The 25,239-nt window shown below is 46.0% G+C and carries 24 protein-coding genes; 17 read left to right on the top strand and 7 right to left on the bottom strand.

Annotated elements, in window-relative coordinates; genetic code table 11:
* Window positions 1-52: 52 nt before the first annotated feature.
* Window positions 53-970 (bottom strand): phosphatidate cytidylyltransferase, encoded by a 918-nt coding sequence (locus tag ACETMN_RS32470; protein WP_091012384.1) that lies wholly within the window; start codon window positions 968-970, stop codon window positions 53-55.
* A 96-nt stretch (window positions 971-1,066) separates the two neighbouring features.
* Between ACETMN_RS32470 and ACETMN_RS32465 the strand changes: the two genes are divergently transcribed.
* On the top strand, window positions 1,067-1,621 hold the full coding sequence (locus tag ACETMN_RS32465; RefSeq protein ID WP_036671746.1) for a hypothetical protein: 555 nt from the start codon (window positions 1,067-1,069) through the stop codon (window positions 1,619-1,621).
* An 89-nt stretch (window positions 1,622-1,710) separates the two neighbouring features.
* On the opposite strand, the gene ACETMN_RS32460 is transcribed toward ACETMN_RS32465, so the two are convergent.
* Window positions 1,711-2,178: a VOC family protein gene (locus tag ACETMN_RS32460; protein WP_105600498.1), complete on the bottom strand. Its 468-nt coding sequence runs from the start codon at window positions 2,176-2,178 to the stop codon at window positions 1,711-1,713.
* 161 nt (window positions 2,179-2,339) lie between these two features.
* On the opposite strand from ACETMN_RS32460, the gene ACETMN_RS32455 reads away from it, so the two are divergent.
* From ACETMN_RS32455 to ACETMN_RS32445, 3 genes are all read left to right on the top strand, one after another.
* On the top strand, window positions 2,340-2,774 hold the full coding sequence (locus ACETMN_RS32455; RefSeq protein WP_091012387.1) for an Lrp/AsnC family transcriptional regulator: 435 nt from the start codon (window positions 2,340-2,342) through the stop codon (window positions 2,772-2,774).
* Window positions 2,775-2,777: 3 nt separating this feature from the next.
* Window positions 2,778-3,935: a glycerate kinase gene (locus ACETMN_RS32450; RefSeq protein WP_411735577.1), complete on the top strand. Its 1,158-nt coding sequence runs from the start codon at window positions 2,778-2,780 to the stop codon at window positions 3,933-3,935.
* Between the two features lie 378 nt (window positions 3,936-4,313).
* The gene (locus ACETMN_RS32445) at window positions 4,314-8,342 is read left to right on the top strand and encodes an S-layer homology domain-containing protein (RefSeq protein WP_091012390.1); all 4,029 of its coding nucleotides are present in this window, start codon (window positions 4,314-4,316) and stop codon (window positions 8,340-8,342) included.
* A 240-nt stretch (window positions 8,343-8,582) separates the two neighbouring features.
* Here the strand turns inward: ACETMN_RS32445 and ACETMN_RS32440 are convergent, their stop codons facing one another.
* Entirely contained in the window at window positions 8,583-9,155 is a 573-nt protein-coding gene (locus tag ACETMN_RS32440; protein ID WP_091012392.1) for a GbsR/MarR family transcriptional regulator, read from the bottom strand.
* Between the two features lie 198 nt (window positions 9,156-9,353).
* Here ACETMN_RS32440 and ACETMN_RS32435 point away from each other — a divergent pair, with 198 nt between their 5' ends.
* The 7 genes from ACETMN_RS32435 to ACETMN_RS32405 all read left to right on the top strand — a co-directional run bounded on the left by ACETMN_RS32435 (window position 9,354) and on the right by ACETMN_RS32405 (window position 16,635).
* Window positions 9,354-10,229 (top strand): carbohydrate ABC transporter permease, encoded by an 876-nt coding sequence (locus tag ACETMN_RS32435; RefSeq protein ID WP_036671737.1) that lies wholly within the window; start codon window positions 9,354-9,356, stop codon window positions 10,227-10,229.
* 59 nt (window positions 10,230-10,288) lie between these two features.
* Entirely contained in the window at window positions 10,289-11,134 is an 846-nt protein-coding gene (locus ACETMN_RS32430; protein WP_223199815.1) for a carbohydrate ABC transporter permease, read from the top strand.
* 37 nt (window positions 11,135-11,171) lie between these two features.
* Complete coding sequence (locus ACETMN_RS32425) at window positions 11,172-12,545, top strand: ABC transporter substrate-binding protein (RefSeq protein WP_091012393.1); 1,374 nt, start codon at window positions 11,172-11,174, stop codon at window positions 12,543-12,545.
* Between the two features lie 153 nt (window positions 12,546-12,698).
* Window positions 12,699-13,469 (top strand): HAD family hydrolase, encoded by a 771-nt coding sequence (locus ACETMN_RS32420; protein WP_256974900.1) that lies wholly within the window; start codon window positions 12,699-12,701, stop codon window positions 13,467-13,469.
* Window positions 13,466-13,804 carry a DMT family transporter gene (locus ACETMN_RS32415; protein ID WP_083684565.1) on the top strand — a complete coding sequence of 113 codons (339 nt, stop codon included), beginning with the start codon at window positions 13,466-13,468 and terminating at the stop codon, window positions 13,802-13,804. Before ACETMN_RS32420 ends, ACETMN_RS32415 begins: the two co-directional genes overlap by 4 nt.
* The gene (locus ACETMN_RS32410) at window positions 13,804-14,898 is read left to right on the top strand and encodes a metallophosphoesterase family protein (RefSeq protein ID WP_411735576.1); all 1,095 of its coding nucleotides are present in this window, start codon (window positions 13,804-13,806) and stop codon (window positions 14,896-14,898) included. Before ACETMN_RS32415 ends, ACETMN_RS32410 begins: the two co-directional genes overlap by 1 nt.
* A 279-nt stretch (window positions 14,899-15,177) precedes the next feature.
* A complete protein-coding gene (locus tag ACETMN_RS32405) occupies window positions 15,178-16,635 on the top strand; it encodes a carboxylesterase/lipase family protein (protein ID WP_091012396.1) in 1,458 nt (485 codons plus the stop codon).
* Window positions 16,636-16,801: 166 nt separating this feature from the next.
* On the opposite strand, the gene ACETMN_RS32400 is transcribed toward ACETMN_RS32405, so the two are convergent.
* Complete coding sequence (locus ACETMN_RS32400; RefSeq protein WP_091012398.1) at window positions 16,802-17,953, bottom strand: VanZ family protein; 1,152 nt, start codon at window positions 17,951-17,953, stop codon at window positions 16,802-16,804.
* A gap of 236 nt (window positions 17,954-18,189) precedes the next feature.
* On the opposite strand from ACETMN_RS32400, the gene ACETMN_RS32395 reads away from it, so the two are divergent.
* The 5 genes from ACETMN_RS32395 (at window position 18,190) to ACETMN_RS32375 (ending at window position 21,445) form a co-directional block, all read left to right on the top strand.
* Complete coding sequence (locus ACETMN_RS32395; protein ID WP_017691576.1) at window positions 18,190-18,531, top strand: zinc ribbon domain-containing protein YjdM; 342 nt, start codon at window positions 18,190-18,192, stop codon at window positions 18,529-18,531.
* A 152-nt stretch (window positions 18,532-18,683) separates the two neighbouring features.
* Entirely contained in the window at window positions 18,684-19,496 is an 813-nt protein-coding gene (locus ACETMN_RS32390; protein ID WP_411735575.1) for a class I SAM-dependent methyltransferase, read from the top strand.
* A gap of 109 nt (window positions 19,497-19,605) precedes the next feature.
* Window positions 19,606-19,863 (top strand): hypothetical protein, encoded by a 258-nt coding sequence (locus tag ACETMN_RS32385; RefSeq protein WP_074092774.1) that lies wholly within the window; start codon window positions 19,606-19,608, stop codon window positions 19,861-19,863.
* Window positions 19,860-20,246: a retropepsin-like aspartic protease gene (locus ACETMN_RS32380; RefSeq protein ID WP_341129712.1), complete on the top strand. Its 387-nt coding sequence runs from the start codon at window positions 19,860-19,862 to the stop codon at window positions 20,244-20,246. Before ACETMN_RS32385 ends, ACETMN_RS32380 begins: the two co-directional genes overlap by 4 nt.
* A gap of 155 nt (window positions 20,247-20,401) precedes the next feature.
* Entirely contained in the window at window positions 20,402-21,445 is a 1,044-nt protein-coding gene (locus tag ACETMN_RS32375; RefSeq protein ID WP_091012401.1) for an LLM class flavin-dependent oxidoreductase, read from the top strand.
* Between the two features lie 151 nt (window positions 21,446-21,596).
* Here ACETMN_RS32375 and ACETMN_RS32370 read toward each other — a convergent pair whose 3' ends face one another.
* Window positions 21,597-22,256, bottom strand: a complete 660-nt coding sequence (locus tag ACETMN_RS32370; protein ID WP_091012402.1) for a TetR/AcrR family transcriptional regulator — start codon at window positions 22,254-22,256, stop codon at window positions 21,597-21,599.
* 245 nt (window positions 22,257-22,501) lie between these two features.
* Between ACETMN_RS32370 and ACETMN_RS32365 the strand changes: the two genes are divergently transcribed.
* Window positions 22,502-23,317: an SDR family NAD(P)-dependent oxidoreductase gene (locus ACETMN_RS32365; protein ID WP_091012404.1), complete on the top strand. Its 816-nt coding sequence runs from the start codon at window positions 22,502-22,504 to the stop codon at window positions 23,315-23,317.
* A gap of 22 nt (window positions 23,318-23,339) precedes the next feature.
* Here the strand turns inward: ACETMN_RS32365 and ACETMN_RS32360 are convergent, their stop codons facing one another.
* Both ACETMN_RS32360 and ACETMN_RS32355 read right to left on the bottom strand, forming a co-directional pair.
* Window positions 23,340-24,647, bottom strand: a complete 1,308-nt coding sequence (locus tag ACETMN_RS32360; protein ID WP_091012406.1) for a VWA domain-containing protein — start codon at window positions 24,645-24,647, stop codon at window positions 23,340-23,342.
* Between the two features lie 104 nt (window positions 24,648-24,751).
* On the bottom strand, window positions 24,752-25,216 hold the full coding sequence (locus ACETMN_RS32355) for a DUF4385 domain-containing protein (RefSeq protein WP_047840920.1): 465 nt from the start codon (window positions 25,214-25,216) through the stop codon (window positions 24,752-24,754).
* Between the last annotated feature and the right edge of the window lie 23 nt (window positions 25,217-25,239).

The following is a 25,239-nucleotide window of genomic DNA, read 5'->3' as shown; positions in this document are numbered from 1 at the left end:
GTGGCTGCTTTTTTTGACATACTTAATTACAAGATCGCCGATCTATCTGTTGCTACATAAAGTCAAAGAAATAACGGACCACGTGAAACATAACCGGAGAGGTATAGGTCAGGCTGTCGACCCGGCTCAGGTAGCTTTTTTTGAGCGAATCAAACTTGTTGTCATCCCCGATTAACAGATCGCGCTTCAGTACAGACACCGTCAGACTGCCGAAGAATCCGGCCAGACTGATCAACACCCCGATGAACAGCGAGAATTTCCAATCAAATGGCGTCAGGTAGGGATGGATAAAATAAGACGTTGCTGTCGTTACAATGAACGCACATGCGAACCCTTCCCAGGTGACAAAAGGATTGGCGGTAGGCACCACTTTTCGTTTGCCCAGATAGAGAGAGACCAGATAGTGCACCACATCATTAAGCTGTGTTAACACGACCAAGAACAACACCAGCTTGGACCCGTACTCCGGTGTGGCAAATGGAAAATAGGCCAGGTGGCTCAGTCCAAACACCATCAGCATTAGTCCCCATTGTGTGGAGCTGACACTGCGCAGGAAACCGACCGTACCTTTGTTAATCAGACGTGGCAAGGGCAACACCAGGAACACATATAGGGGAATAAACACGATAAACATGCCATACCATCCAATATAGATCCAGTAGAACTGAACCGGAATCGCCAGATACGCCCACAGGAACAGTCTGCGGTCGGCTTTGCGTGTACTGCGAATCATGGAGAAGTATTCTTTGAGTGAGAAGAATGCAAGCACCATGAGGGAGATGAGGGACACGATGGGGTTAAAAAGGGTGGCGAGGCAGAAGATCACAAACATACCCCACCAGGTTTTGATTTTTTGGCCGATGCCTGAATAGTCTTTGCTTGGCTGAAGCTTTGCAATAATTTTGTACACGATATGTATCAGAAGTAAAGCTGTGAAGATTAACGTTAGTGTAAAGAGTGAACTGCTCACGTACCGATCACCTGCTTATTCAAAGTAAGATTCCATTATAGGGTACCTATGTTATTATGAAGGAATAGTGCCAACTTGATAAGGGGAAATTTTGCTATGACAGATGAACGCTCCATCTATATCCTGCTTACGAATACAGGAACGCTGTTTACCAAGGTTATTCAGAGCTATACCCGAGCGCCATATAATCACGCATCGATCTCATTTGACCGGGAGTTAACCGAGCTGTACAGCTTCGGCCGCAAGCATCCGAGTAATCCGCTGAATGGCGGGTTTGTGAAGGAAAATATTCAGACAGGTACATACAGCAAGTATCCCAATACCACATGTGTCATATACAAGCTTCAGGTGACGGATCGTGAAGTGGAAAAGATGAAACGTGTCCTGCACATCTTCATCCGCAGCCGCCAGAAATATATGTACAATCTGCTTGGCGTGATTGGTATTACGCTCAAGGAACCGGTGGAGTTCAGCAACTCCTACTTCTGCTCCCAATTTGTAGCTGAAATTCTACAGCGTTCGGGAATCAAACTGTGGAACAAGCTGCCGGCGCTGGTGACACCGGATGATTTTCGCCAGAGTGAACGATTGCAACTGGTCTATGAAGGGAAATTGAGCGAGTATACACTGGGGAATACAGAGCAGGAGTAGGGTAGGTGCGTATGCTGATGCTCCAAGGAAACTCAACCATGAAATAGCCTGCTGCCACGGATGATGAGGCAACAGGCTGTTTGTGTACTTCATATGGATGATGGTGAGGATGAGGATCTGTCGAAATTAATCTCTTCAAGGAATTCGATCACTTCACCATTGGGGCTGTGAACAAGCGCATTTCTAACCTGAAGTGCAGGTTCGCCAAGCGATATCCAATCCGGTTCAACATAGGACTTGGCTCCATGGGCGAGCGCTCGCTCATAGATATCTTCTACATCATGCACGTAAAAGGCGAAATGTAACAGTGCGCCGTGCCGGACCGCTTCAGGAGAGGTGGCAGGTTCACCCTCGGCGGGAATGACTGCTTTTGGATCAAATACCTCAATACAGGTACGCTGATCCGGAGAGATCAGCATACATGCCTCGGTAATGTGGAAGGAAGGCAAGCTCCAGGAGTGACCGACCTTGAATCCCAATACTTTTGTATAAAACGCCAGAGTATCTTCGTAATTACGAGCCTGAATGGCTACATGTGCAAGTCCAATAACACTCACATTACATCGCTCCTTCTTCAGATTGTATTCTAAAGTATAGGGTTAATATCGCATTGGAACCATACTATATCAAAGGATATAATGAGATGAAATCCAACTATTTTTAGCTAATTTATCAGGAAAACCTTATTAAATAAGCCAACGATTCGGAGGTCTTACAAATGGAACACATGATAGATGAAATCGATCAGCAGATTATGCGCTTGTTGCAACATCATGCACGTATCCCCGTTGCACAGATAAGCAAAGAAATTAACATGTCCCAACCTTCGGTTAAGGAAAGAATCCTGAAACTGGAGGAGAGAGGTGTGATAACAGGATATTCAACCATCTATAATTTAGCCCAATTAAACCGTGGAACCACGACGTTTATTTTGCTCAAAACAGAGCATTGCGACGAGTTGGTCCAGTTCTGTGAACAGGCTATCGAAGTCACGGATGTCTATCGAATTAGCGGTGAGTATAACTATCTGATCAAAGTACAGACGGCGTCCATTGAAGAACTTGCCGGATTTCAGGATTCACTGGTGAAGCTGGGACCCTCCAAATCCCATATCAGCATGAAAAATATTATGGAAAACCGTGTTCTCCTTTAGGATATGAGAGAGACTAGAGAGAAGACATTTGTTCTGGCACCGGATTCGTTCAAAGAAAGCATGACAGCGAAAGAAGTATGTATCGCAATGGAAAAAGGGTTGCGTAAAATATACCCGACGGCAAGCTATATTCATGTACCTATGGCAGATGGTGGGGAAGGTACGGTGCAGTCCCTTGTGGACGCTTCCGGCGGGGTCCTTCACCAGCACGAGGTGAGCGGACCATTGGGCCAGACAGTCACTGCACAGTATGGCATTCTGGGTGGCGGAACAACGGCGGCCATCGAGATGGCATCGGCCAGTGGCATCCACTTGGTTACCAAGGACACCCGGGACCCGCTCCGGACGACAACCTATGGAACAGGCGAGTTGATTCGCGCATGTCTAGACCTTGGCATACGCAAGATCATCATTGGCATTGGTGGTAGCGCGACCAACGATGGTGGGGCTGGCATGGCTGAAGCACTTGGTGCGAAGTTTCTGAATGCACAGGGTCAGCCGCTTGCGCGTGGTGGCGGGGCTCTGGATCAACTGGCTCAGATTGATGTATCCGGTCTGGATGAGCGTTTGCAGGAAGTGGAGTTCATTGTGGCCTGTGATGTGACCAATCCCCTATGTGGGGAGCATGGCGCATCAAGGGTGTTTGGACCACAAAAAGGGGCAACTCCAGAGATGGTTGAACAGCTGGATGTGAATCTGTCCCATTATGCAGATGTGGTGAAACAGCAGCTACACAAAGATATCCGAGATGTACAAGGAGCGGGAGCGGCGGGTGGATTGGGCGCAGGACTCTTGATTTTTACACAGGCTGTATTACGTAAAGGGATTGAGATTGTCATTGAATATACTGAGTTGCGTGAAAAGTTGATTGCTGCGGATGTGGTATTTACGGGCGAAGGCGGTATCGACTTCCAAACGAAATTTGGCAAAACCCCCTATGGTGTTGCTCGGGCAGCCAAGGAAGCGGGTAAACCTGTGATTGCTCTTGCAGGCTATGTGGGCGAAGGGATCGACACCCTCTACGCGGAAGGCATCGATGCCATATTTGGTATTGTGCCTGGGGCAGCAGATCTGGATCGACTATTGCGAGAAGGCCCGGAGAATGTGGAACGTACCATCGAGAATATTGCAAGAGTACTGAGGCTGGGTCTACTTTCTTAGGTAGGCGACCATTGAGATCGTATGGGGTCAGATTGGAATGTGATGTGACAAAGACGGGATGCAGATATGCCTGATATCAGGTGATCTGTCTCTCGTTTTTTTGCTGTGAAGTTCCATTGTATGTGGATGGCGGGTACACCCTGATTTAAGAGCCAGAGTTATATAGGTCCAAAAGAATACTTTTTTAAAAATAAAATGATGAATTTTGGCGAAAAAAATTGAGATCTATCCTGTTTTTGCACTACAGGGTGGATCCTTTTCCTTTTATTTACTTTTTTTGTTTAGATTCTGTTTATTGCAGTGCACTACAATAGGTCTTACGTATCAGATAGATTGAATTTATATGTAAAAAACATGAGATAGGGAGGAACAGATTACATGGTTTACAAAAAGCTTATAAGCTACCTTTTAATTGCTGTTTTGTTATTACAGGTGGTTAGCGTGGGTGGGATTGCAAGTGCTGACCCATTTACTCCGTTGGACCAACTTAACCAAATCAGAAGTTCAGATAAGGATATTGAAGTAGCTATTCCAGAAGTTCAGGGTATGTTGGAGAGCGGCAGTTTGATAGATATGACCGATATTTCCACCACCTATAACCTGCTGAATGATGAGCAAAAGAAAGAACTGACTCGAGGAATAATTCTTTTGCTACCACGGGAGGTAGATTATGAGAGTCAAAGCCAAGTTGAGTATGTTTTTGCACTCCTATATAACTTGTTAAAAATGCCTAAAGTGATGAATTCAAATAATGCAGAATATCTTTTGGATGAGGTATATGGATTGTATAGTCAGGCGGGAGGTTTTCTACCGTATGACGAAGCACAGCCAATGGTTGAGGCAAGCGTTGTCTATAACATGTTGAGCGGTGTCGATAAACCAATGTATATGAATATTGCTATGTTTGGGGCTTCCATAAACAGATCACAAGATTCTGTACCTTACGGTTCACAGCTTAATTTTATGAAAACATTAATCGATGAATATCGACCAATTAATACTCCTAACAATGTATCGGATATGGACGAAGCACTAAACTCCATGATGAAACATAATCGAATGACCAGAATGATGAGTACCATGGACTCCAGTATAGTCCCTTTTCCAGTTCAGATGGAGAAAATGGAGGCCATTGAAGAAAATGATCAAAAGAGAGAAGAACTGGCTCAATGGATGATTGATCATAAGCCGCAAAACGGTTATGAAACGGTATCCGAAGTTCAGAAAGAATTTGATGCGTTTTTCGAACCCAATAGTTCAGCCTTGTTGGAGCAGTATAACGAAATTAAAAAAAGAAAGGATCAAGGTGAGCATACGGATTTCACACCTGAACTAATCGAGTTACTTAGTAACAAAAATTTCATAGCTGATCCCGATTTCAAATCGTTGTCTGACGAGGATCAGGAGGACATCATAGAATATTTATTGCGTATAGATCCACCGACTAGTGAAGGGTATGAGAATAAGGAACAAGTTCAATATATGGTGCAATTGGCTCTGCAAGCACTTGAACTTCCTCGTAAAATCGGGGGATCAGCCTCAAGAGAAGTGCTGGATGAGTTTTATGGGAAACTAGCAGAGCGGATAGAGCATTTTGATTATCCTGGTACCGAAGATGGATACTATAAACGTATAAACCTGTATCTCAAATCTGACGTGATTGATAGACGTATGACCGCTTTTTTATTTGAAAGTAAACTCAGAAGAAACCTTGAAATAAGAAAAATTCTTTCTTATATGGAAACAGCAGTGGATGATACTCCATTTATAAATAGAGTTGAAACGACAGAAGGTATGTTGGAATCGTTGTACAAAATGTATGACATTCAATCAGATGTCGAGTCATACAACTCCGAGCACCCGGAAAACCCACTTGGAAGTTTTCCTTTGGGTGTAGGTAAAGTGCACGATCTGACAAACGAGGAACGAGAACAACTGGCAGACCATATGCTTAGCGAGAGACCACTTGGTGGATATGCAAGTTTCGAAGCAATTCAGACTGCATTTAATAAATTTTTCCCAGATGATAACGAAAGCGATCCATTGACTGTCTTAAATACTGCAAAGAGCAACAGTAATATAGAAGCAATGCGAATGGCTATGGAAGATCCTGATCTGGGTATTACTTTACCCAATGGATACGGTGCCTTGTCTTTGCAGGTTAGAGATTTCATTGCGGGATTCTTGATTGAATATGTAAATAAAGATTACAAAAATAAAGAACAGGTCCAATATATGATTGAACTTGGTGTATTGGCACAATCTGTTTGGGAGCAGAGGGAACTCAGTGTTCTTAGGAATAAGCTGGATCTGCTCGCTCAGCAATTAGTAAATGGACCTAATCACTTTAATGACCAACAGACATATGTGTTACGTAGCCTTGGACAACAACATTTGGAACTTAGCAAAGTAGATAAAGGTGTACTAGCATTCAATTACTTGCATCTAGTCGCATTCGAAAGGTTGGAAGGAGTGTCTAAAGGGGATATTGTTGATCCTGATATTGTTCTGAATCTCCTCTCTATGCCTATCGATTCATTTGAGCAAGCTACCTCTATACCGCGAATGGATCAATGGCTTGATAAAGCAATGAAAGATCAACTTACAGGTGAAACGTTCTTCAGCAAATACAAATTTAATCTTAGAGGCGCTCTTGATTTATCCAAAAGGGCAGAACTCAGTCCTGAAGGCCAGAAGGAATTGGCTGAATGGGTCCTAAATGAACAAGACAGTTACGAGGATGTTGGGAATCTGCAATATGTATTTAACCGATTCTTTACGGCTCCAGATGTGAAGGGCAATGATATCAATAACACCCTAATGGGCTTGGACAGCACGATGGAGATATCCTTTGACAATAAGCTGCACTGGATTGATGTTGCCTTCATTCAAAAAATGGACCTTAGCGGCAACAAAACGGTATGGGTTCGTTACAAAGCAATCAGCGATGAACTGCCAGGCCGCGCTGTGAAGTTTGTCTTTACACAGAATGGTGATAGCAGCACAGATAATGGCAATACTCCAACGCCTAACCCGGGTGGTAGCACAGGTGGTGGATCGTCCACGACCACACCAGTAACGTCTACACCTGCACCAACAAAGAAACAAGAGCAGATCGTGGTTGACGTTAATGGAACAAACGGCACCAACCTGACCAAAACGCCGATTACCCGTACAACTGAAACCAACGGCACGATCAAAGATCTGGTGAAAATGACCGAAGCGATTGCCAAGGAATCTGTTGAAAAAGCGAAGCAATTGAATATGAACACCGCACGCATTGTTATTCCAGATACCAAAGATTCCGTGTCCGAGACACGTATTGAACTGCCTAAAGCAGCGGTAAAAGAACTGAATGATGGTTCGCTGAAACTTGAAATCTCTACTGAAAATGTAGTGATTTCCGTTCCGACGAGTTCCATCGCTGGATTCGATCAAGACTTGTACTTCCGTGTGGTTCCACTGAAAAAAGAATCGGAGCGCAAAGAAGTTGAAGAACGTGCGAAGAAAGAGCAATTGATTCAACAAATTGCTCCAAACACGAATGTTCGCGTACTGGCTCGTCCGGTAGAGATCGACACGAATATGCAGAGCCGCGAAGTGACACTCACGTTGCCACTGCGTGACAGTCTGCCAACTGATCCGACTGCTCGTCAGCAAGCATTGGACAACCTGGCGATCTATATCGAACACAGTGACGGCACAAAAGAGTTGATTCAAGGCAAATTGGTGAAACTCGCGGATAACAGCGAAGGCATCGAATTTACCGTAACCAAATTCAGTACGTTCACCCTCGTTGTTGTGGATGGACTGAAAGCTTCACAAAGTACACATCAACCGTACATCCAAGGTTTCGGTACTGACTTCCGTCCAGATGCATTCGTAACCCGTGCACAGATGGCAGCTATGCTTGCTCGCAATCTTCCAACTGAACCGGCAGCAGGTTCTACTAATGGTGTGAGCTACAAGGATGTATCTGCGACACACTGGGCAACAAGTGAGATTCAAAAAGCGCAATCCGCTGGTATCATGAATGGCATGAGCAACACTCAATTCGCACCGGAAGGTTCGATCACCCGTGCACAGATGGCTACCATTGCGTATCGCTGGATGCAGCAACAAGCGAGTTATACAACCGTGAATGGTCCAGCAGTTTCCTTCACAGACGTATCCGCAGATCTGTGGGCAGCAGATGCGATTGCATACGTGCAATCTGCTGGTCTGATGGTCGGTTACAACGATGGTACATTCAAACCGGACAGTAAGCTGACCCGTGCTGAAGCGGTGAAAGTGCTGAACGTGCTGTTCAACCGCACACCCCTAACTGGTGCAGTTACGCCAACGTTCAGTGATGTACCAGCTACACACTGGGCATATGCAGATATCGAAGCTGCAGCGCAAAAGTAATATTTTTAAAAGAAAAAAAGGGGGCATTAACGCAGTAGCATAGAAAAAAAGAACCCCTAATGACGGATAGGATATGACAATACAATAGATAGAATAAAAAAAAGAGCTGTTCCAAAAGCCATACATTGGCTAGGAACAGCTCCTTTTTGCGGTTTAGTGTGACTCAACATTGGTACGTCAGATCGTCTAGGTTCGTTAGCGCCTGGGTCACCCATTAGTTATTCTGTTTACGCAGTTGTACTACTCTTTATCGGGCGTGTGTGCAGCATTCTCGTAAAACTTACCGTCCCGCAACTGATCCACAAATCCTTGTAGCCAGACGTAGTATTGCTCCGCATGTTGGAGTTTGTGCAGATCACGCAGTGCATCGTCTCGATCTTCAGAAGAGGTATGTTCCGAAAGGATCATTGCCGACAGGTCAGGAATGACCTCATGAATGCCTTCTAACATGACATCTACTTCCCGTTGGAGCTTGGCTCCGAAGAAATTCTGGAATGTGCGATAAAAGTCAGTCTCAGCCAGATACTGATCCTGGCGATCCTTCTTTTCCTCCAGTTTATAGATCATCTGTGATTCTGTAAGCGAACGAACCGCATAGCTCATGTTACTCTTGCTCATATTCATCGAGGTCTTCATCTCTTCAAGTGTCATCGGTCGATCCTCAAAATACATGATGCCGTACAATTTGCCAAACGTATGATTAACCCCGTATAGATCCATCGTATTGGCGATGGCCTCAATAACTCTCTCCCTCAGCGCATGCCGATCAGGTAACGAAGAATGATTCGGGTTCCCGGCGGTTTCTTTTCCCACAATGTCACCTCTGGTTTATGATAGCGATCCCACTAGCTGCCTCATATTTTACATGACTTGCTCCAATTTTAACATAAGCCGGAATTAGAATTTTCAATACGAGTGTACAATCAATTTTGTACAGAATAAATATAAAGCTGATTATACTCAAAAATTCCCAATCATTAAAGAAAAATTGGACAGTAAGGAGTGGGGGATTTGCGTTTAAAACTATGGAGGGAGTCTGAGGCGGTCCTATTTACGCTGCCAGCTCTAATCCCGTTGCTGATCTTCTGGCTGGGACCTCTGGGATATATCGTTTATCTCAGTTTCACCGATTGGGACTTCATGAGCCCGGACAAGCTGTTCGTTGGGTTGGACAATTACAGTTATCTGCTGACAAACTCTGAATTCTATCGGTCATTGAAAGTCACCTTGTTATTCGGACTTGGAAGTGTAATCCCAACCATTGTGGGCGGATTGGCACTTGCGATGCTCATGAATAGCAAGATCAAATCATCCGGCATCTTCCGGACGTTACTCTTCTCACCTTGGGTTACACCGACGGTTGCGGTGTCCATTGCATGGTCGTGGATCTTCGAGCCCGAAGTGGGACTTGCCAATCTCATGCTCGGCTGGGTAGGCGTATCTCCGATCGGGTGGTTACGTGATGCAGACTGGGCACTGGTTGCCGTTCTGATCGTTACGCTCTGGAAATCGATTGGATGGGCGATGGTATTTTATCTCGTTGCGCTACGAAATCTGCCGTCCGATCTGCTCGAAGCAGCTTCAATTGATGGGGCCAACGGTTGGGACAAGTTCAGAAGTATCACACTGCCGCTGATCTCACCAACGACATTTTTCCTCTCAATTATTCTAACCATCCAGTCCTTGCAAGCCTATGACCAGATCAATGTCATGACGCAGGGTGGACCGGCGGGATCAACGAGAACGTTGCTGTACATGTATTACCAGTCTGCATTCGAATCCTTTAACGTAGGTGAAGCTTCGTCCATCGCCGTTGTGATTATTCTGATCTGCGTGCTGCTGTCGGGAGTATCCTTCCTGCTTGGCAGACGTCTGGTGCACTACTAATGACAATGACATTGCCCAACAAAAAGTCTAAACGGATGAAGCGCAAGGAGTTGCAGAACGTGTCACAACCGAATTTTAAAATAAGTAAATTGATTCGCTACCTTCTGTTAGCCATTATCGCGTTGGGTACAGCCTTTCCCTTCTATTGGATGGTCATTAGCGGATTCAAAACCAATGATGAGATCTGGCAGTTCCCGCCGACCTTCTGGCCGGAGACGTTCCTGTGGAGCAACTATGTAGACGCCTGGAATGCGGCACCATTTGCCCGTTACATCCTGAACAGTACCGGGGTAGCCTTAGCCATCTGTCTATTTCAGATCGTCAACTCCAGTATGATGGCGTACGCCCTGACACATATGAAATTTCGTCTCAAAGGTGTACTGACATCCCTGATTCTGGTGGGTTATATGATACCGAGCACAGCCGTGTATCTGCCTAGTTACCTGGTACTTAGTGAACTTAACCTGCTGGATTCCTATACAGGCTTGATTGTATCCAACTGTGTCAGCGTGTTCTCGATCTTCCTGATCCGGCAGGCGTTCATGCAGGTATCTCACGAATTGGTGGAAGCTGGACAGCTCGACGGTGCTTCCCACTTCCGGATTCTCTGGACAATTATCACGCCGCTTGTTCGCTCAAGTTTTGCCGTGATGGTTCTGATTACGTTTATTGAACAGTACAACAACTATTTCTGGCCTATGCTCATCACCAAAGACCCTGACTTGCAGCTGGTATCGGCGGGTCTGCGCAGTTTCTTTGTAGAAGGTGGGGCATATGGACTTGCTTGGCCACAGATTATGGCTGCGAGTGCCTTTACCATCGCCCCCCTACTTATTCTCTTCCTGTTCACCCAGAAGACCATCATGCAGAGCGTGAATATTACGGCGGGTGTGAACAAGAACTGATATGAATTACCATTCACCTAAAACGGGAGGAACGACAATGAACTGGAGTCAAGCAAGCATGACATGGAAAAAGAGATTGAGGTTGAACTGGAAGGGTGGCATGTCGCTGGTACTCGCGACCAGCTTTGCACTGCTGACCGCTTGTGGAACACAAGCACCCGCAGAATCAGGCACGACGGCTGCTGCCAGTGGAACCGAAGCTCAGGCGAAAGATCCGGTGGAGATTGAGTTCTGGTATGGTCTGGGTGGTAATCTGGGCGATAACATGAAAAAGACGATTGATGCGTTCAACGCCTCCCAGAACGAAGTCGTTGTAAAAGGAATTGTACAAGCAGATTACACGGAAACGGAACAGAAGTTGCAAGCAGCAATTGCTTCCAAGAAGGTTCCAGCCGCTGTACTCAGCTCCAATATAGACTGGGCACGCAAAGGATATTATGCACCCATGGATGAGATGATTGCCGCTGATCCGAATTTTAAGAAAGACGATTTCATTCAGACATTCCTGAACCAGGGACAGGTGGATGGAAAGCAATACTTTTTGCCAATGTACGGTACAACTCAGATCATGTATTACCGCATGGATACGTTCAAGGAGAACGGAATCGACCCAGCAACTCTGACGTCATGGGAGAAGCTGGCTGAGGCTGCGGCGAAGATGAGCAAGCAAGAGAATGACAAGACCACCTTCTACGGTTGGGAACCGATGTGGGGTAGCGACAATATGATTGATGCCGTGCTGGGTAAGGGCGGACAGATTCTTAGCGCCGATGGCAAAACCGTCATGATTGATTCCCCGGAATGGATCGAGACATGGGAACTGTTCCGTAAATGGATTAACGAAGACAAGATTATGGGCATTCATTATGGAGGTCAGGGCTGGGAGTATTGGTACAAAACGATTGATGATGTGATGAAAAATAAAGCAGCAGGTTACACCGGATCTAGTGGTGACCAAGGTGACTTGGACTTCAGCGTAGTCGCTGCAATGCAACAACCAGGCTGGGAAGGTATTGGTGAAGGAAAACCGGTAGCAAGTGCCATTTCGGCAGGTATTCCGTCAGCTGCAACGCCTGAACAACAACAGGCAGCATACCAATGGCTTACGTATTTCTCTGAGACTTCAAACACAGCTTCATGGTCCATGAACACTGGATATATTGCAGTTCGTCAATCGGCTCAACAAGATCCAGAGTTCATGAAATTCAGTGAGGAAAATCCACAGATCACTGTACCACTGCAACAGGCAGCTCACGCTTCGGCTCCATTCCAGGATCCAACGGGTGGCAAGATCAATGATGCATTGAAAGATGCAGCTGATCAGGTGCAGATCAATAATATGCCAGCGGAGCAGGCGCTGAAGGAAGCGAAGGAAAAAGCCCAGAAAGAACTGGATCGTGTAACGAAATAATGATAGTGATGAACGGTTTCCACGTGATTTGGTCGAGAAGCAGCTCGACTAACAAGCAAAACGTATTGCTATAAGTAACTCATGCGAAAAGGGCGGTACATATGCTGTACCGTCCTTTCCGTTCATAAAGATCGCAGACAAGGAGTTTAACCGATGCAAGATGAATCGTATATGGATGAATTACTAAATCCGATTAAGGCCGTTTTGTTCGACAAGGACGGGACGTTGCTGGATTTTACAGGCATGTGGGGATTCTGGACCGATTGTGTGTTGAACGATTTCAGAGAACAGTTAGCGACCAGAGGACTCCGTATCGACACAGATGAATTCCCACAGATATGGGGTACATTCCACGATGACCAAGGCCGAATGAATGGGTATGATGTGCGTGGGCCACTTGCGATGGGCACGATGGATGAAGTGTATGCCGTACTAACTTGGCATGGATATCGTGCGGGTCTCAGCTGGGCGGAATCCAAGATTATGGTCCGGGAGTGTTTGGCGCGAGCGGAGGAAGAGATGGAGCAGCATCGTCCGGCACATCCGTTACCGGGCGTTCGTGAATTCCTTGAACAGTGCCTTAGGGAAGGGATGGTTATGGGTGTAGTGACAGCAGATGATACACCAAGTGCGGTTAAACATTTGCAGTGGATGGGGCTGGACTCCTTCTTTGACGTGGTGATTGGTACGGATCTGGTGGAGCGGGGCAAACCTTTTCCCGATATGCTACTGCTTGCCTGTGAACGGTTGGGTGTATCGGTGCAGAATACGGTGGTCATTGGAGATACGGACGGAGATATGGAGATGGCACGAGCCGCTGGTGCAGGATACCGGATTGGGATTGGAGAACCGGGAAGAATCCGCTTGGCGGACAGAACGATTCAATCCTTCCATGAATTGCTGAATGGTGGGCTGAATCGATGACGAACAGTCATGCCTACCTGGGCTGGGTACTGTTGGCACTGGCCATCGGGCTGGAGCTGAGTGCTACCATTTTGCTAAAGGTATCGGATGGATTCTCGCGGTTATGGCCTTCGGTGTTGATGTTTGTCTGTTATGGCGCAAGTTTTACCTTTCTTAATTTTGCAGTGAAGTATATGCCGCTGGCTGTAGCCTATGCGATCTGGTCTGGGGTGGGCATTACGCTCATTGGCGTTGTGGGGCATTACTTTTTTGGTGAACGTCTGCGGCTCACGTCGATGGTCTGGATCGGTTTTATTCTGATTGGCATTATTGGACTGAAATGGAGTGATTCTTGATGAAAAATGAACATACACCGGAGCAACCTATTGCCAGCTTCCAGGTCATTACGGACACACATGTGCGAGATGAGGCAGACCATATTCATAACCGGCATCTGGACCAAGCATTAGCCGACATAGCTACATTCAGTCAGGGGAGCAGCGGAATTATGCATGTGGGTGATGTAACGGATCGGGGGCTGCCGAGCGAATATCGTGAGTTGCAACGCATATGGAAGCAACATGCGGAGAGCTTGCCGGACATTCGGTACACGGTAGGTAATCATGATATTGGAGCCGTGGTATGGCAAGATCCGCCGATCGTTTTGCTTGAGATGAAAGAGGATGAAGTAGCCGAGTTGTTGGAGCAGGGAGCAGATATGGAGCTGGTCACTAAACAAACCGCTGCTGAATCAGCTGCACTAATTGAGAAACTATCCGGCGGAACCTATACGTTGTCTGCTGCACCTTCGGAGCAGGAGGGTCAGGATGGGGGACGGATCTCTTCAGGAGTGGACCCCATTACAGTCGCAGGGTTATGGCAGCGTCGATTAAGTGATTTTGAAGGGACAACAGGTATGAAGGGCGCATACCACGATCACTGGATTGATGGGTATCATTATATTTTCCTGGGCACCGAGCAACCTCATCCGAAGGATTGTGATATGTCGGCTGAACAATTGGAGTGGCTGGATGCCAAATTGTCTGAGCGTGCAACGCCAGAACATCCCATCTTCATTTTCTTGCACCAGCCGCTTATGGATACGGTGGCAGGATCGATGAAGGAACAAGGCTGGTATGGTGTGAATCAGGATGCAGAACTGAAGGCCGTTCTGGCCCAATACCCGCAAGCGATCCTCTTCTCGGGTCACACTCATTGGCAACTGGAGGCGCAGCATACGATGTACGATGGTGCAGGCCAGATGCCAACGATGTTCAATGCGTCGTCTGTAGGTTATCTCTGGACAGATCAGGATGAGCATCTGGAGGGCAGTGATGGACTTCATGTGGAGGTTTATAAGGATCGAGTTGTTGTGAAGGGAAGGGACTTTGTCGCGGGCAAATGGATCGAGGGTGTTGAGTTTACGGTGCGTTATCCTGTAAAAGGGTAGTTATTTGGATAGTCAACGGGAAAGGGTCATGCTAAGGGTCAATGCCATTAAGACAAGTTAAACTTGATGACATTGCTCAAAGGGTGGCCTTTTTGGTGTCCATCTTAAAGGTATGTATCAGATCATCCACCGATAAAGTTCCACGTGAAACGTAGCAGGGGAGGCTAGAGTTGGGTAAAGTTGTAAATAGGTATGACAACAAACTATACTCAAATAAGTACACATGATATGCACTTACTCGTTAATTCAACCTATTTACGGAGAGGAAGTAGAAGCGGCATGAGAGAACTTCAGGTTCAAACGACATATGGTACCGTTCAAGGCGAACTTTTGCACGATGCAAGCGTATGGAAAGGAATTCCCTATGCGAAACCCCCGGTAGGTGAGCTGCGTTTCAAGGCTCCGGTACAGCCCGAGTCATGGGATGGAATCAGACAGGCCACTCAATTTGGACCTGAGAATATACAACCTCGAAATCATCAACCAGAAGGCCAGACAGAAATTCCGAATGAGTCAGAAGATAGTCTATATCTGAACATCTGGGCACCTAAGGAAAAAGGGGCAACACCAATGCCGGTCATGGTATGGATTCACGGCGGCTCCTTTGTATCAGGTTCAGGTAGCCAGCCGATGTATGATGGTACACAGTTAGCGGTTCGGGGGGGCGTCATCGTTGTGACGATCAACTACCGATTAGGAGCTTTGGGATTCCTTCATATGGCTCCATTAGGTGATTCATATGTATCCAATGCAGGTCTGCTGGATCAGGTTGCGGCATTACAGTGGGTGAAGGATAATATCTCTGCTTTTGGTGGTAACCCGGATCAAGTTACGGTGTTCGGCGAATCAGCAGGCAGCATGAGTATTGCAGCACTGATGGCGATGCCAGCGGCCAAAGGACTTTTCCAACGTGCCATTATGGAGAGCGGTGCATCCCAGTTCATGCCGGCAGAGCAAGCTTCAGCGTTGCGGGAAGGGATGTTAAAGATTCTTGGGGTGGACCGGGACAACCTGCAGAAGTTAAATACAATTCCTGTAGAGCAGATTATTGCAGCTGGTGAAAAGGTCAAACAGCAGAGCGGGGCAGGGATGGCATTATTGTTCCAACCTGTATTGGATGGGCATACATTACCACAGGTGCCACTTCAGGCGGTGAGCGAAGGCTCAGCGCAGGATATTCCGGTGCTGATTGGTACGACATTACACGAGGGTGCATTATTCATCCAGCCACATGTGCCTTATTCAAAAGAGATCGATATGGTTCAGGGCGTAGACTTTATGACGCCAGATCTGGAGAACCGGGTAGCCATCGCGGATAGTTATCCAAAAACGGCAGATGGACAAGCCCAAGTGATGACCGATATGTTCTTCTGGCGGTCAGCGCTACAATATGCTGCGGCACAGCAGAAATACGCCCCGGTGTGGATGTATCGATTTGATTGGGTGATGCCGGAACATCCCTTGTTAAAAAGAGCGATTCACAGCATCGAAATGTTCTTTGTGTTTAATACACTGCATGTCCTCAAATTCATGAATGCGGAGCCGGATGAAGCTGCGGCGGCACTTGCTCTCAAGGTACAGGATGCCTGGATTTCCTTTGCCAAGAATGGCCAACCTGAAGTTGCAGGTGTGAACTGGCCTGAATATGAGCAGGATCGTGCGACACTAATCTTCAACCATGAGATTGAGGTTGTACATGATCCGGATGCAGCCAAGCGAGAGCTGTTGGGGTTATAATCCAGGTTGATTGTTGTGTCTGAATACTCTAAATATCTGCTATGCGCCTAATCAAAAGAGGACGTTCATTCTCAGAATGAACGTCCTCCTTTTGTAATCTGACTAACGAAGTAAGCAGAACGTAAGCACGAATTAGAGGTACATTATACCTTGTTATCCTCCAATATTATTTACGAGAGGCACGTGTGCGGGACACCTCATCGAAGTAGAAGGAACGTTTTCCACGGGAGAAAAGCACGATCAAAATATGAATAAAGAGCACGGCATAGACCAACATATAGACACCGACTGTTCCTAGGGAAAGCAATATTTGATAAGGCCGGAGCATAACATCCTCATTACTGGTGAAGGCATAATCATTGACCCAGCCGATGATTGTAATCACGAACCAAGGCGTGTAAAGTGCGGCAAATCTTTTGAATAACGATTCACTGGTAGGTGTGCCGGTCTGACGATTCACATAGCGGAATCGCAAGATGGCCGAGCCTGGAGTTACCCCATTTCGCACCCAAGGTATGAAGAACAGCACAATGACCATAGCAATGGATGTACTTAGCGCATCACTGATCACATCAGACGCTGTAAAGATGGAGATTAGATTCGAAAGGAAGACAACAATGATTCCATCCATAATTAACGCGAGCAATTGAGGCATAGCATACACTCGGTTTTGCTCCACGATCTGTTCACTCTTCGCCTGAATGCTTGCACGTGATGGGAATAAAGCAAGCAGGATGGGCGCTGTGAAGAATCCAATGACTGCTCCCGAAGTATTCAATAACAGATCATCTACATCGAACAGGCGGTAAGGACAATTGTAATACCCGTAGAATCCGGTGATTTGAGTGATCTCGAAGAATAGGGAAAGCCCTAATCCACCAAGCAGGGCGTACTTCCAGAATGATCTCTTTTGAAAAAAATAACGGAAATATACACCCAGCGGCATGAGAAGCAGGACGTTAAATAGAACTTGCAGAAAGGCTCTGCCCTGAATCATGCTCAGATAGCTGGAAGGCTGAGACCATACAATGGGTGTTTCCTTCATGATGTCTTTGACAAAAGTGAATGGAACCAGATTGTAGTAGATCGTGTCAGCGGCTTGCTGCGCACAGGTATCTCGCGTAGTCGGAAAAGGGAGAATGACGAGGCAATAGGCGGCCAGAATATAAAAGATAAAGGAAAAGCTGATGCCAAACCGTGACCAGCTAAAGAAGCCGTCTTTACGATACCCATAGATTAACCACGGTACCAGCAAAAACATGGCCGCAACAACAAAGATTAAAAAAGCCGTTTGCACAGGGAAAACATATGAGGACATGAGCAGGAACTCCTTTGGTATTAAATATAATAACAATTCATAGAGACATTAAAATTCATGTATGTGTAGTGCGTATCTATTAGTTACATCATAAGTAGTTACCCTTAAAGTGAGGGATGCATGAACCTTAAATTTGGTTTAAATCCATCTATGCAGTGACCAAGCGTATGGAATATACGGCCGAAATCCCGTATACTTGCGGGAATGCCAATCGTAGAATGGAGAGTTTAATACATATGTCTAATTTGCCTAACTGCCCCAAATGTAATTCAGAGTACACGTACGAGGATGGTAACCTGTTGGTTTGCCCGGAGTGCGCGCATGAATGGTCTTTGGAAGCAGACAATGATAACGCTGAGGATGCAAAAGTAATCCGTGATGCCAACGGAAATGTGCTAAGTGATGGGGATACCGTTACGGTCATTAAAGATCTGAAGGTAAAAGGTAGTTCGCTTGTGGTCAAACAGGGCACCAAGGTGAAGAATATCCGCCTGATTGATGGGGATCATGATATTGATTGCAAGATCGACAGCTTGGGTGCAATGAAGTTGAAGTCTGAGTTTGTGAAAAAGATATAAGATATGATTGAGAAACGTTCAGTTCCGCATTCAACGGGAATTGAACGTTTTTTGTTTGACAGGAAATATTTAGTGGATATATACTGGTTGGAATTTAATTTTTTGAACATGGAAGAGTAGTCTACATATGAGAAAAGGCAGGTGTCAGAGCGATGAAGAGAGATCATATTATTGAATATTATTCCGGGTTTGATGAGTGGGGCAGACTGGAGCGGGAACCAATTGAATTCATCATTAACATGCATTACATCAGGGAACATCTCCCCGCTACTGGTTGTATTCTGGATAATGGCGCAGGACCAGGAAAGTATGCCATGGAGCTTGCGAAGCTGGGGTATCAGGTCACTTTATCGGATCTGACACCTTCCTCCGTGGATACTGCGAGGCAAAAGGCTCAGGAGTTTGGTTTGGCACAGCAATTCGATGGGTTCCATGTACTCGATGCCACTTCTCTCTCCGGTGTGGCTGACGAGACTTATGATGCGTCCCTTATGCTGGGCCCGTTATATCATCTGCAGACAGACGAAGAGCGCACGGCTGCTGTACGGGAGTTGTACCGTGTGACCAAGCGAGGGGGCGTGGTGTTTGTAGCCATGCAGAGCCGAATGCGCATGAGTATCAATTCGCTGCAATCCCCGCAGCATTGGAAGCCGAATGATAATATGGCAGCGATCTCTTCTTTTGTGGAAAAAGGTATTTTCGATCATCGGGATCAAGGACGATTTACGGGAGCATACTATTTTAATATTCAGGACGTTACGCCCTTCATGGAGCAACATGGATTTGAAACCATTGATTTGATTGGTTCATCCAGCCTTAGAGCGATGCTCACGGACGAGCAGCAGCAATACTGGAAAGAGCGTGGCGAGTATGATGAACTCATGCAATATATGATTGAAGCCGCCAAAGACCCTTCCATATTGGGAATCTCGTCGCATTTGCTGTACATCGGGAGGAAGAAATAATAGATTTACAGGCAATGCTCTAAAAATCTATGTATTTTAGAATGTCAGCCCGTGGAATACTGTTTCCACATGATATAATATTTCTATCTTATGGTCTGGAGGTGTCACTATGCAATGGAAGGAAGTTCAGGAGCGATTCCCTAACGAATGGGTCGTTTTTGAGGCAACCAAGGCGTACTCTAGAGAAGGCCAGCGTTACATTGAAGAGATGGCAGTGATTGATTCATTTGATGATTCTACAAAGGCACTAAAACGTTATGGTGAATTGCATCAAGAAGATCCCAGACGGGAATACTGCTTTTTTCACACTTCACGTCCAGAAGTTGTGGCAAGAGAACGGTATGTTGGCATGAGAGGTCCTCGATGAAAATTTCAGAGATTTATGGTCTACCCTTCATAAGCATAAAACTTGAATTTAGAGGAGAAGTACTACAATTAGAAAAAGTCCTTTTGGATACCGGATCAGCTAGTACATTGCTGAATGCAGATGCAGTTCGGGAAGTAGGAATGGTTCCTGAAGAGGATGATCTCGTTGATATTATAAGAGGTGTAGGCGGTATAGAGTATGTTTATACCAAGTCGCTCGATTCTATAACTGTAGATGGAACAACGATTAATGATTTTCAAGTTGAAATAGGAAATATGGATTACGGTTTAGAGATTGACGGAATTCTGGGATTTAATTTTATGAAACAGACCGGAGTTGTAATTAATGCCAACCTGATGGAACTAAGTATAGATAAGCTGTAATCTATAGAAAATAAACATAAAAGTGCCCTCTGGAAACAGAGGGTACTTGTGTTTTTCATCAAAATAGTTCAATATTAAGATACATAACAAAAGGTGATCTACTTACAATAGGTTAGATGAACAACGGATCGCTTCATACCAGGGAGGAACAGACAATGGAAATCGGAATTAGTACATTTGTGGAGACAAACCCGGATGTAAAAACAGGAGAACTTATCAGTCATGCGCAGCGTATTCGGGATGTTGTTGAAGAGATTGTTTTGGCAGATCAGGTGGGTCTTGATGTATATGGCGTGGGAGAACATCATCGTGCTGACTACGCCGCTTCATCACCAGCTGTCATTCTGGCGGCAGCAGCTTCACAGACCAAGAATATTCGCTTGACGAGTGCGGTAACGGTGCTGTCATCGCATGATCCGGTACGGGTATACCAAGATTTCGCGACACTGGACGGCATTTCGAACGGACGTGCAGAGATTATGGCAGGGCGTGGATCATTTATCGAATCCTTCCCGTTGTTCGGCTACGATCTGAACGACTACGATGAGTTATTTGATGAGAAATTGGATTTGCTGCTCAAGCTGCGTGATTCTGAAAAAGTTACCTGGGAAGGCAAACACCGTCCTTCCTTTAACAATCTGGGCATCTACCCGCGCCCGGTACAGGAAAAACTTCCGGTATGGATTGGCAGTGGCGGTAATCAGGAATCCGTAGTTCGTGCAGGATTACTCGGTTTGCCGCTGGTGCTTGCTATTATCGGTGGTCGTCCGGTGCAATTCGCACCACTGGTGGAGCTGTACAAGAAAGCAGCTGCACATGCGGGACATGATGCTTCCAAGCTGACCGTTGCTTCTCACTCTCACGGCTTCATTGCCGATACAACTGACGAAGCTGTGGAGAAATTCTTCCCGCCAGCTCAAGCCGTCATGAACATACTGGGCCGTGAACGTGGCTGGGGACACTACAGTCGTGCGACATTTGATGCGGCGCGCAGTCTGGAAGGTGCATTGTATGTAGGTGATGTGGATACTGTAGCTCAGAAAATTATTTACCTGCGCAAAGAAGTCGGGATTACACGCTTCATGTTACACACCCCACTCGGAACCATGCCGCACAACGAGGTCATGAGAGCGATCGAACTGCTTGGGAAAGAAGTCGCTCCAATCGTGCGTAAAGAAATTGCACGTTGGGAAGCTTAGAACGAAGAGGCCCGTTAATTGACTGAAACCGTTACGGAATTAGATAAAGTCAACCAAATAAAGGAGCATGCCCTAGGCGTATTACGCCAATGGGTCTGCTCCTTTTTTCGTTTATCTTCTAAAAGTATCTAAAACAGCACAGATTTAATGCTTATCCATTCGCAGATGTACTTACAAGGGAGTGTATAACCATAGACAACGTATGATCATAGAGAGTTTTGGCAGCTTCTTCGCTCTCAATATGGCCTCCCAGGTACAGATGAATAACACCGTGTAAGGGAGCCCAGATCATTCGTACCGCAAGCAGGGGATCCTGCACCTGAAGCATTCCCTGTTCAATGGCGATCTCCACCAAAGCAGATACTTGCTTCAGAGCAGTTGCTGTTCCCTGTAAGGTCTCTCCATCTGGTTTGAATTCGGAAAAAGATCCTCCAAACATCAGCTGATAGAAGCTGGATTGAGAAATGCCGAAGTCCCAATAGACATGGGCCAGATCACGGAAATATTGTTCGAACGATGCCTGCCGGGGCATAGCTTCAAAACGCTGGGCCATGAGGGAGCATCCCTCTAAATACAGATGTTTGGCTAACCCTTCTTTTTTGCCGAAGAGGTTATATATGATTTTGGTGGAGCACTCCATGCGCTCAGCTACACGGCGTACCGTGACTGCTTCCGGTCCATGCTCTTGCAGTAAAGCAGCAGCAGCATGCACAATATTTTGCCGCAGATTATCCGAGTGCTGGAGTCTGGCTTCCTGAAAGGTTGTTACCGTATGTGCAGATTCTGTGGAACCTGAATTAAGATCCTTCATTGATTTCATCCTCGTAACCGTATTGTTGTTGAACAGAAACTACGTTTCCTTTTATGGTCATTCTACTGTTTTACGCCGGATGACGTCAATTTAATCCGAATTTAATAAGTAAGAACCCGTTCTAGATTCAAATTTAACAAATGTATTTGACAGCGTCATGAATTTTGGTTACGATGATTCTATAAAGAAACAATGTTTCCAAGTGAAAACAAGTGTTCGAATTATGCATAGGGGATGGATGAGAGATGATAAAGGAACAGCGTCAATGGGTACTTATTACAGGTGCCTCTTCAGGTATTGGGGAAGTTTTTGCACTCGAAATGGCTTCCAAGGGTAAAAATATTGTGCTGGTGGCCAGAACAGAATCCAAACTGAATCAATTGGCAGAACGTATAGAACGTGCATATCAAGTAAGGGCTGAGGTAATCGTATCGGATTTATCTCAAGTCGATGCACCTCAGAGGGTATATGAGGAATGTCAGAATCGGGGAATACACATCGATATGCTGATCAACAATGCGGGATTTGCTACCCATGGATTATTTGAACAGGTGGATGGTTCAAGGCAACAGGACGAGATTATGTTAAACGTGCTCGCCTTGACAAACATGACGCATCTTTTCTTGCCAGGCATGTTACAGAAGCGTAATGGTGCTGTCATTAATGTATCGTCTACGGCTGCCTTTCAACCTGATCCGTATATGGCTGTGTATGGAGCAACGAAGGCATTTGTACTTTCTTTTACAGAGGCGTTATATGAAGAAAACAGGAAGCGTGGCGTTCAGTTTTTGGCATTATGCCCAGGCTCAACCGAGACTTCGTTCTTTGATGTGGTGGGCGCTGATGAAGCCTCGGTGGGTAAACGTGATACACCTGAGCATGTCGTGGCGGTGGCCATGAGAGCACTCGAGTCAGGCAAACCTTATGCTGTGCCGGGGGCCGGTAATTACTGGACAGCGCAGTTCACCCGTCTCGTGCCACGCAAGTTGATGTTGCGAATCGTAGGAAGTATGCTCCGTCCACGTTCCAAGGATGGTAAAGCAGAAAAAGTACAAGCCTGATTAGGGGTATAGAGTAAAAGCTTTAGGCCAAAATACCTTTGGCCCGAGCTTCCTTTATCCAACCTGGAAATTCAGTGAGGAGACGATCGTACAATTCTTCATCGCTGATCTTGGAGATATCGTCGAGAGCAAAAAAGTCAGCATTATCGATGAAACGTCCTGTCATGTCATCGAGTTTCTCGAGAATACCGTAATTGGCTTGGCCTAGGCCAACAAATTGCCAGAACAGATTTTTGGTTGAGCTTTCGGTAATAAGCCGCATGATTTTCCCTTTTTGACTGACCCCGCCATCGCTAAAAAAGATAATATACGTTGGCATCTTCACATCGGGTTCCTCGATCGTATATTTGCGAATGACATCCTGCATCACAGGAGGTTCGTTATTGGTACCGCCTTTGCTTCCCAGCGTATATGTGCGTTCAATATAATTCTCGAAGTCCCTGGCGGTGACGCTAGGTGCACGCAAGAAGTCTTTGGCGAAGAACCAGACGTCCAACTCTCCGTTATCATCAAACGCTGATGCAATCGCCAGGATACGCTCGAAGGCTTCTTGCACGATGCCTTTGCGATACAGATGGTACATGGAGCCTGATGCATCAAATACAACGGCAACACGTGCCTGTATAGGTTCGATCTTTTTCTTTTGCAGAGACAGGGTTACTTTACGCTTAAGGAGATCGATCTTGGTCAGGTTCAGCGGTGCATGATTCGTGTTTGGTGCAGCAACAGGTACCAAGACTTCTGAAGAGGTCGCTGCTACTTCAGCTTGTGCGGTGAGAAGAACCTGTTCGGCTTCCGAGGTGTCGTTACTCTCAATTTCAACACCGAATGACTCCGCCAGCGGCTGCAATCCACCAAAGAAACCTCGCCCAATCGCACGAACTTTGAACCCGTCACGATACTTATAGATTTCAATGAGAATAAGTGCTGTTTCCGCAGTGACCTGTGTGATCTCATAGGTGATCTGCTGGGAACCCGCTTGTACAATCGCCTGACACGCCTGAACATCGGCGAAGGTGCCTCCCGCATCCAGAGTAGCCGTAAACACACATTTTTCCACAGGGGCCTGCTGTAATTGATTTGTATCCAGTACAAAAGAGGATTTCAGTTCCTCTGCCTGTTGCAAAAGCACACTTTGATGGGGATCGGCCTTCTGATTATAGAAAACAAAATAGTCGTCGGATGGGACTTTTCCCTCTTCGTTCACCATAAAGCAGCTAACATCCAAGGGAGAAGGAGATGATGTACATTGAATGGTTACCTGAAGTTGGGTGGATTCGTTGATACTGATATTCTGGCCTGTGTTTAAGTGAATGAACGAATCTGTCATAATTGGATGCGCCTCTCTTCTCCAATATAGTGGTTGAAAATGTACAGTAATAAGATCGATTCTGAGACAAATGTTTCCATAAGTCAATCTTTTCACCATTGATCCTACGCCTCATCAGACTCGTACTTTTCCCGATGCTCCTTCTTCATTTTCACATAGTCTGGATCCGTCTTCGCAATCTCCCATTGTGCTTTGAATATTGCCGCGGCTTCTGCCTTCACCTTATCATTCTGATAGGGCAGGATCGAGCCATCCTCCTTTGAGTATTTGCGTCCTCCTTTGTGATTTGTATACCGTCTGGCCCGTGTATAGCCCATCTGGAGAAATTTGCGAGCCATATCCATACCCACGAAATCTCCCTTTTTCTTATACTCCAAAAATAGCTCATAGATCTTCTCCGATGACTCTGTCGCAATCTCGGGTGTTTTGAATCGCCAGTGTGGCAGAATCTCGCCTTTGTACGGCTCTACCATCAGAACACCCTGCTCGCCCCGGCCTACGGTGTACAACTCAGGATGTTTGCGCAGATCCAACTCATCATAATTGAGACTGTAATCAAATTTTTTCATGTATACACCCTCCTTGATAGGGA

Origin of the sequence: Paenibacillus sp. M2 (genome assembly GCF_046713495.1) — a bacterium.
GTDB classification, from domain to species: Bacteria; Bacillota; Bacilli; order Paenibacillales; family Paenibacillaceae; genus Paenibacillus; species Paenibacillus amylolyticus_B.
Note: the sequence above shows the minus strand (reverse complement) of the source record. Positions and strands in the feature narration are given on the sequence as shown.

Bases quoted from the DNA above. Each gene is read 5' to 3' on its own strand.
- ACETMN_RS32360 (WP_091012406.1), bottom strand. From the start codon at position 24,647: ATGACAGATTCGTTCATTCACTTAAACACAGGCCAGAATATCAGTATC.
- ACETMN_RS32395 (WP_017691576.1), top strand. From the start codon at position 18,190: ATGTCTAATTTGCCTAACTGCCCCAAATGTAATTCAGAGTACACGTAC.
- ACETMN_RS32375 (WP_091012401.1), top strand. From the start codon at position 20,402: ATGGAAATCGGAATTAGTACATTTGTGGAGACAAACCCGGATGTAAAA.
- ACETMN_RS32355 (WP_047840920.1), bottom strand. From the start codon at position 25,216: ATGAAAAAATTTGATTACAGTCTCAATTATGATGAGTTGGATCTGCGC.
- ACETMN_RS32450 (WP_411735577.1), top strand. From the start codon at position 2,778: ATGAGAGAGACTAGAGAGAAGACATTTGTTCTGGCACCGGATTCGTTC.
- ACETMN_RS32465 (WP_036671746.1), top strand. From the start codon at position 1,067: ATGACAGATGAACGCTCCATCTATATCCTGCTTACGAATACAGGAACG.
- ACETMN_RS32380 (WP_341129712.1), top strand. From the start codon at position 19,860: ATGAAAATTTCAGAGATTTATGGTCTACCCTTCATAAGCATAAAACTT.
- ACETMN_RS32445 (WP_091012390.1), top strand. From the start codon at position 4,314: ATGGTTTACAAAAAGCTTATAAGCTACCTTTTAATTGCTGTTTTGTTA.
- ACETMN_RS32405 (WP_091012396.1), top strand. From the start codon at position 15,178: ATGAGAGAACTTCAGGTTCAAACGACATATGGTACCGTTCAAGGCGAA.
- ACETMN_RS32390 (WP_411735575.1), top strand. From the start codon at position 18,684: ATGAAGAGAGATCATATTATTGAATATTATTCCGGGTTTGATGAGTGG.
- ACETMN_RS32425 (WP_091012393.1), top strand. From the start codon at position 11,172: ATGAACTGGAGTCAAGCAAGCATGACATGGAAAAAGAGATTGAGGTTG.
- ACETMN_RS32370 (WP_091012402.1), bottom strand. From the start codon at position 22,256: ATGAAGGATCTTAATTCAGGTTCCACAGAATCTGCACATACGGTAACA.
- ACETMN_RS32400 (WP_091012398.1), bottom strand. From the start codon at position 17,953: ATGTCCTCATATGTTTTCCCTGTGCAAACGGCTTTTTTAATCTTTGTT.
- ACETMN_RS32420 (WP_256974900.1), top strand. From the start codon at position 12,699: ATGCAAGATGAATCGTATATGGATGAATTACTAAATCCGATTAAGGCC.
- ACETMN_RS32385 (WP_074092774.1), top strand. From the start codon at position 19,606: ATGCAATGGAAGGAAGTTCAGGAGCGATTCCCTAACGAATGGGTCGTT.
- ACETMN_RS32455 (WP_091012387.1), top strand. From the start codon at position 2,340: ATGGAACACATGATAGATGAAATCGATCAGCAGATTATGCGCTTGTTG.
- ACETMN_RS32415 (WP_083684565.1), top strand. From the start codon at position 13,466: ATGACGAACAGTCATGCCTACCTGGGCTGGGTACTGTTGGCACTGGCC.
- ACETMN_RS32410 (WP_411735576.1), top strand. From the start codon at position 13,804: ATGAAAAATGAACATACACCGGAGCAACCTATTGCCAGCTTCCAGGTC.
- ACETMN_RS32365 (WP_091012404.1), top strand. From the start codon at position 22,502: ATGATAAAGGAACAGCGTCAATGGGTACTTATTACAGGTGCCTCTTCA.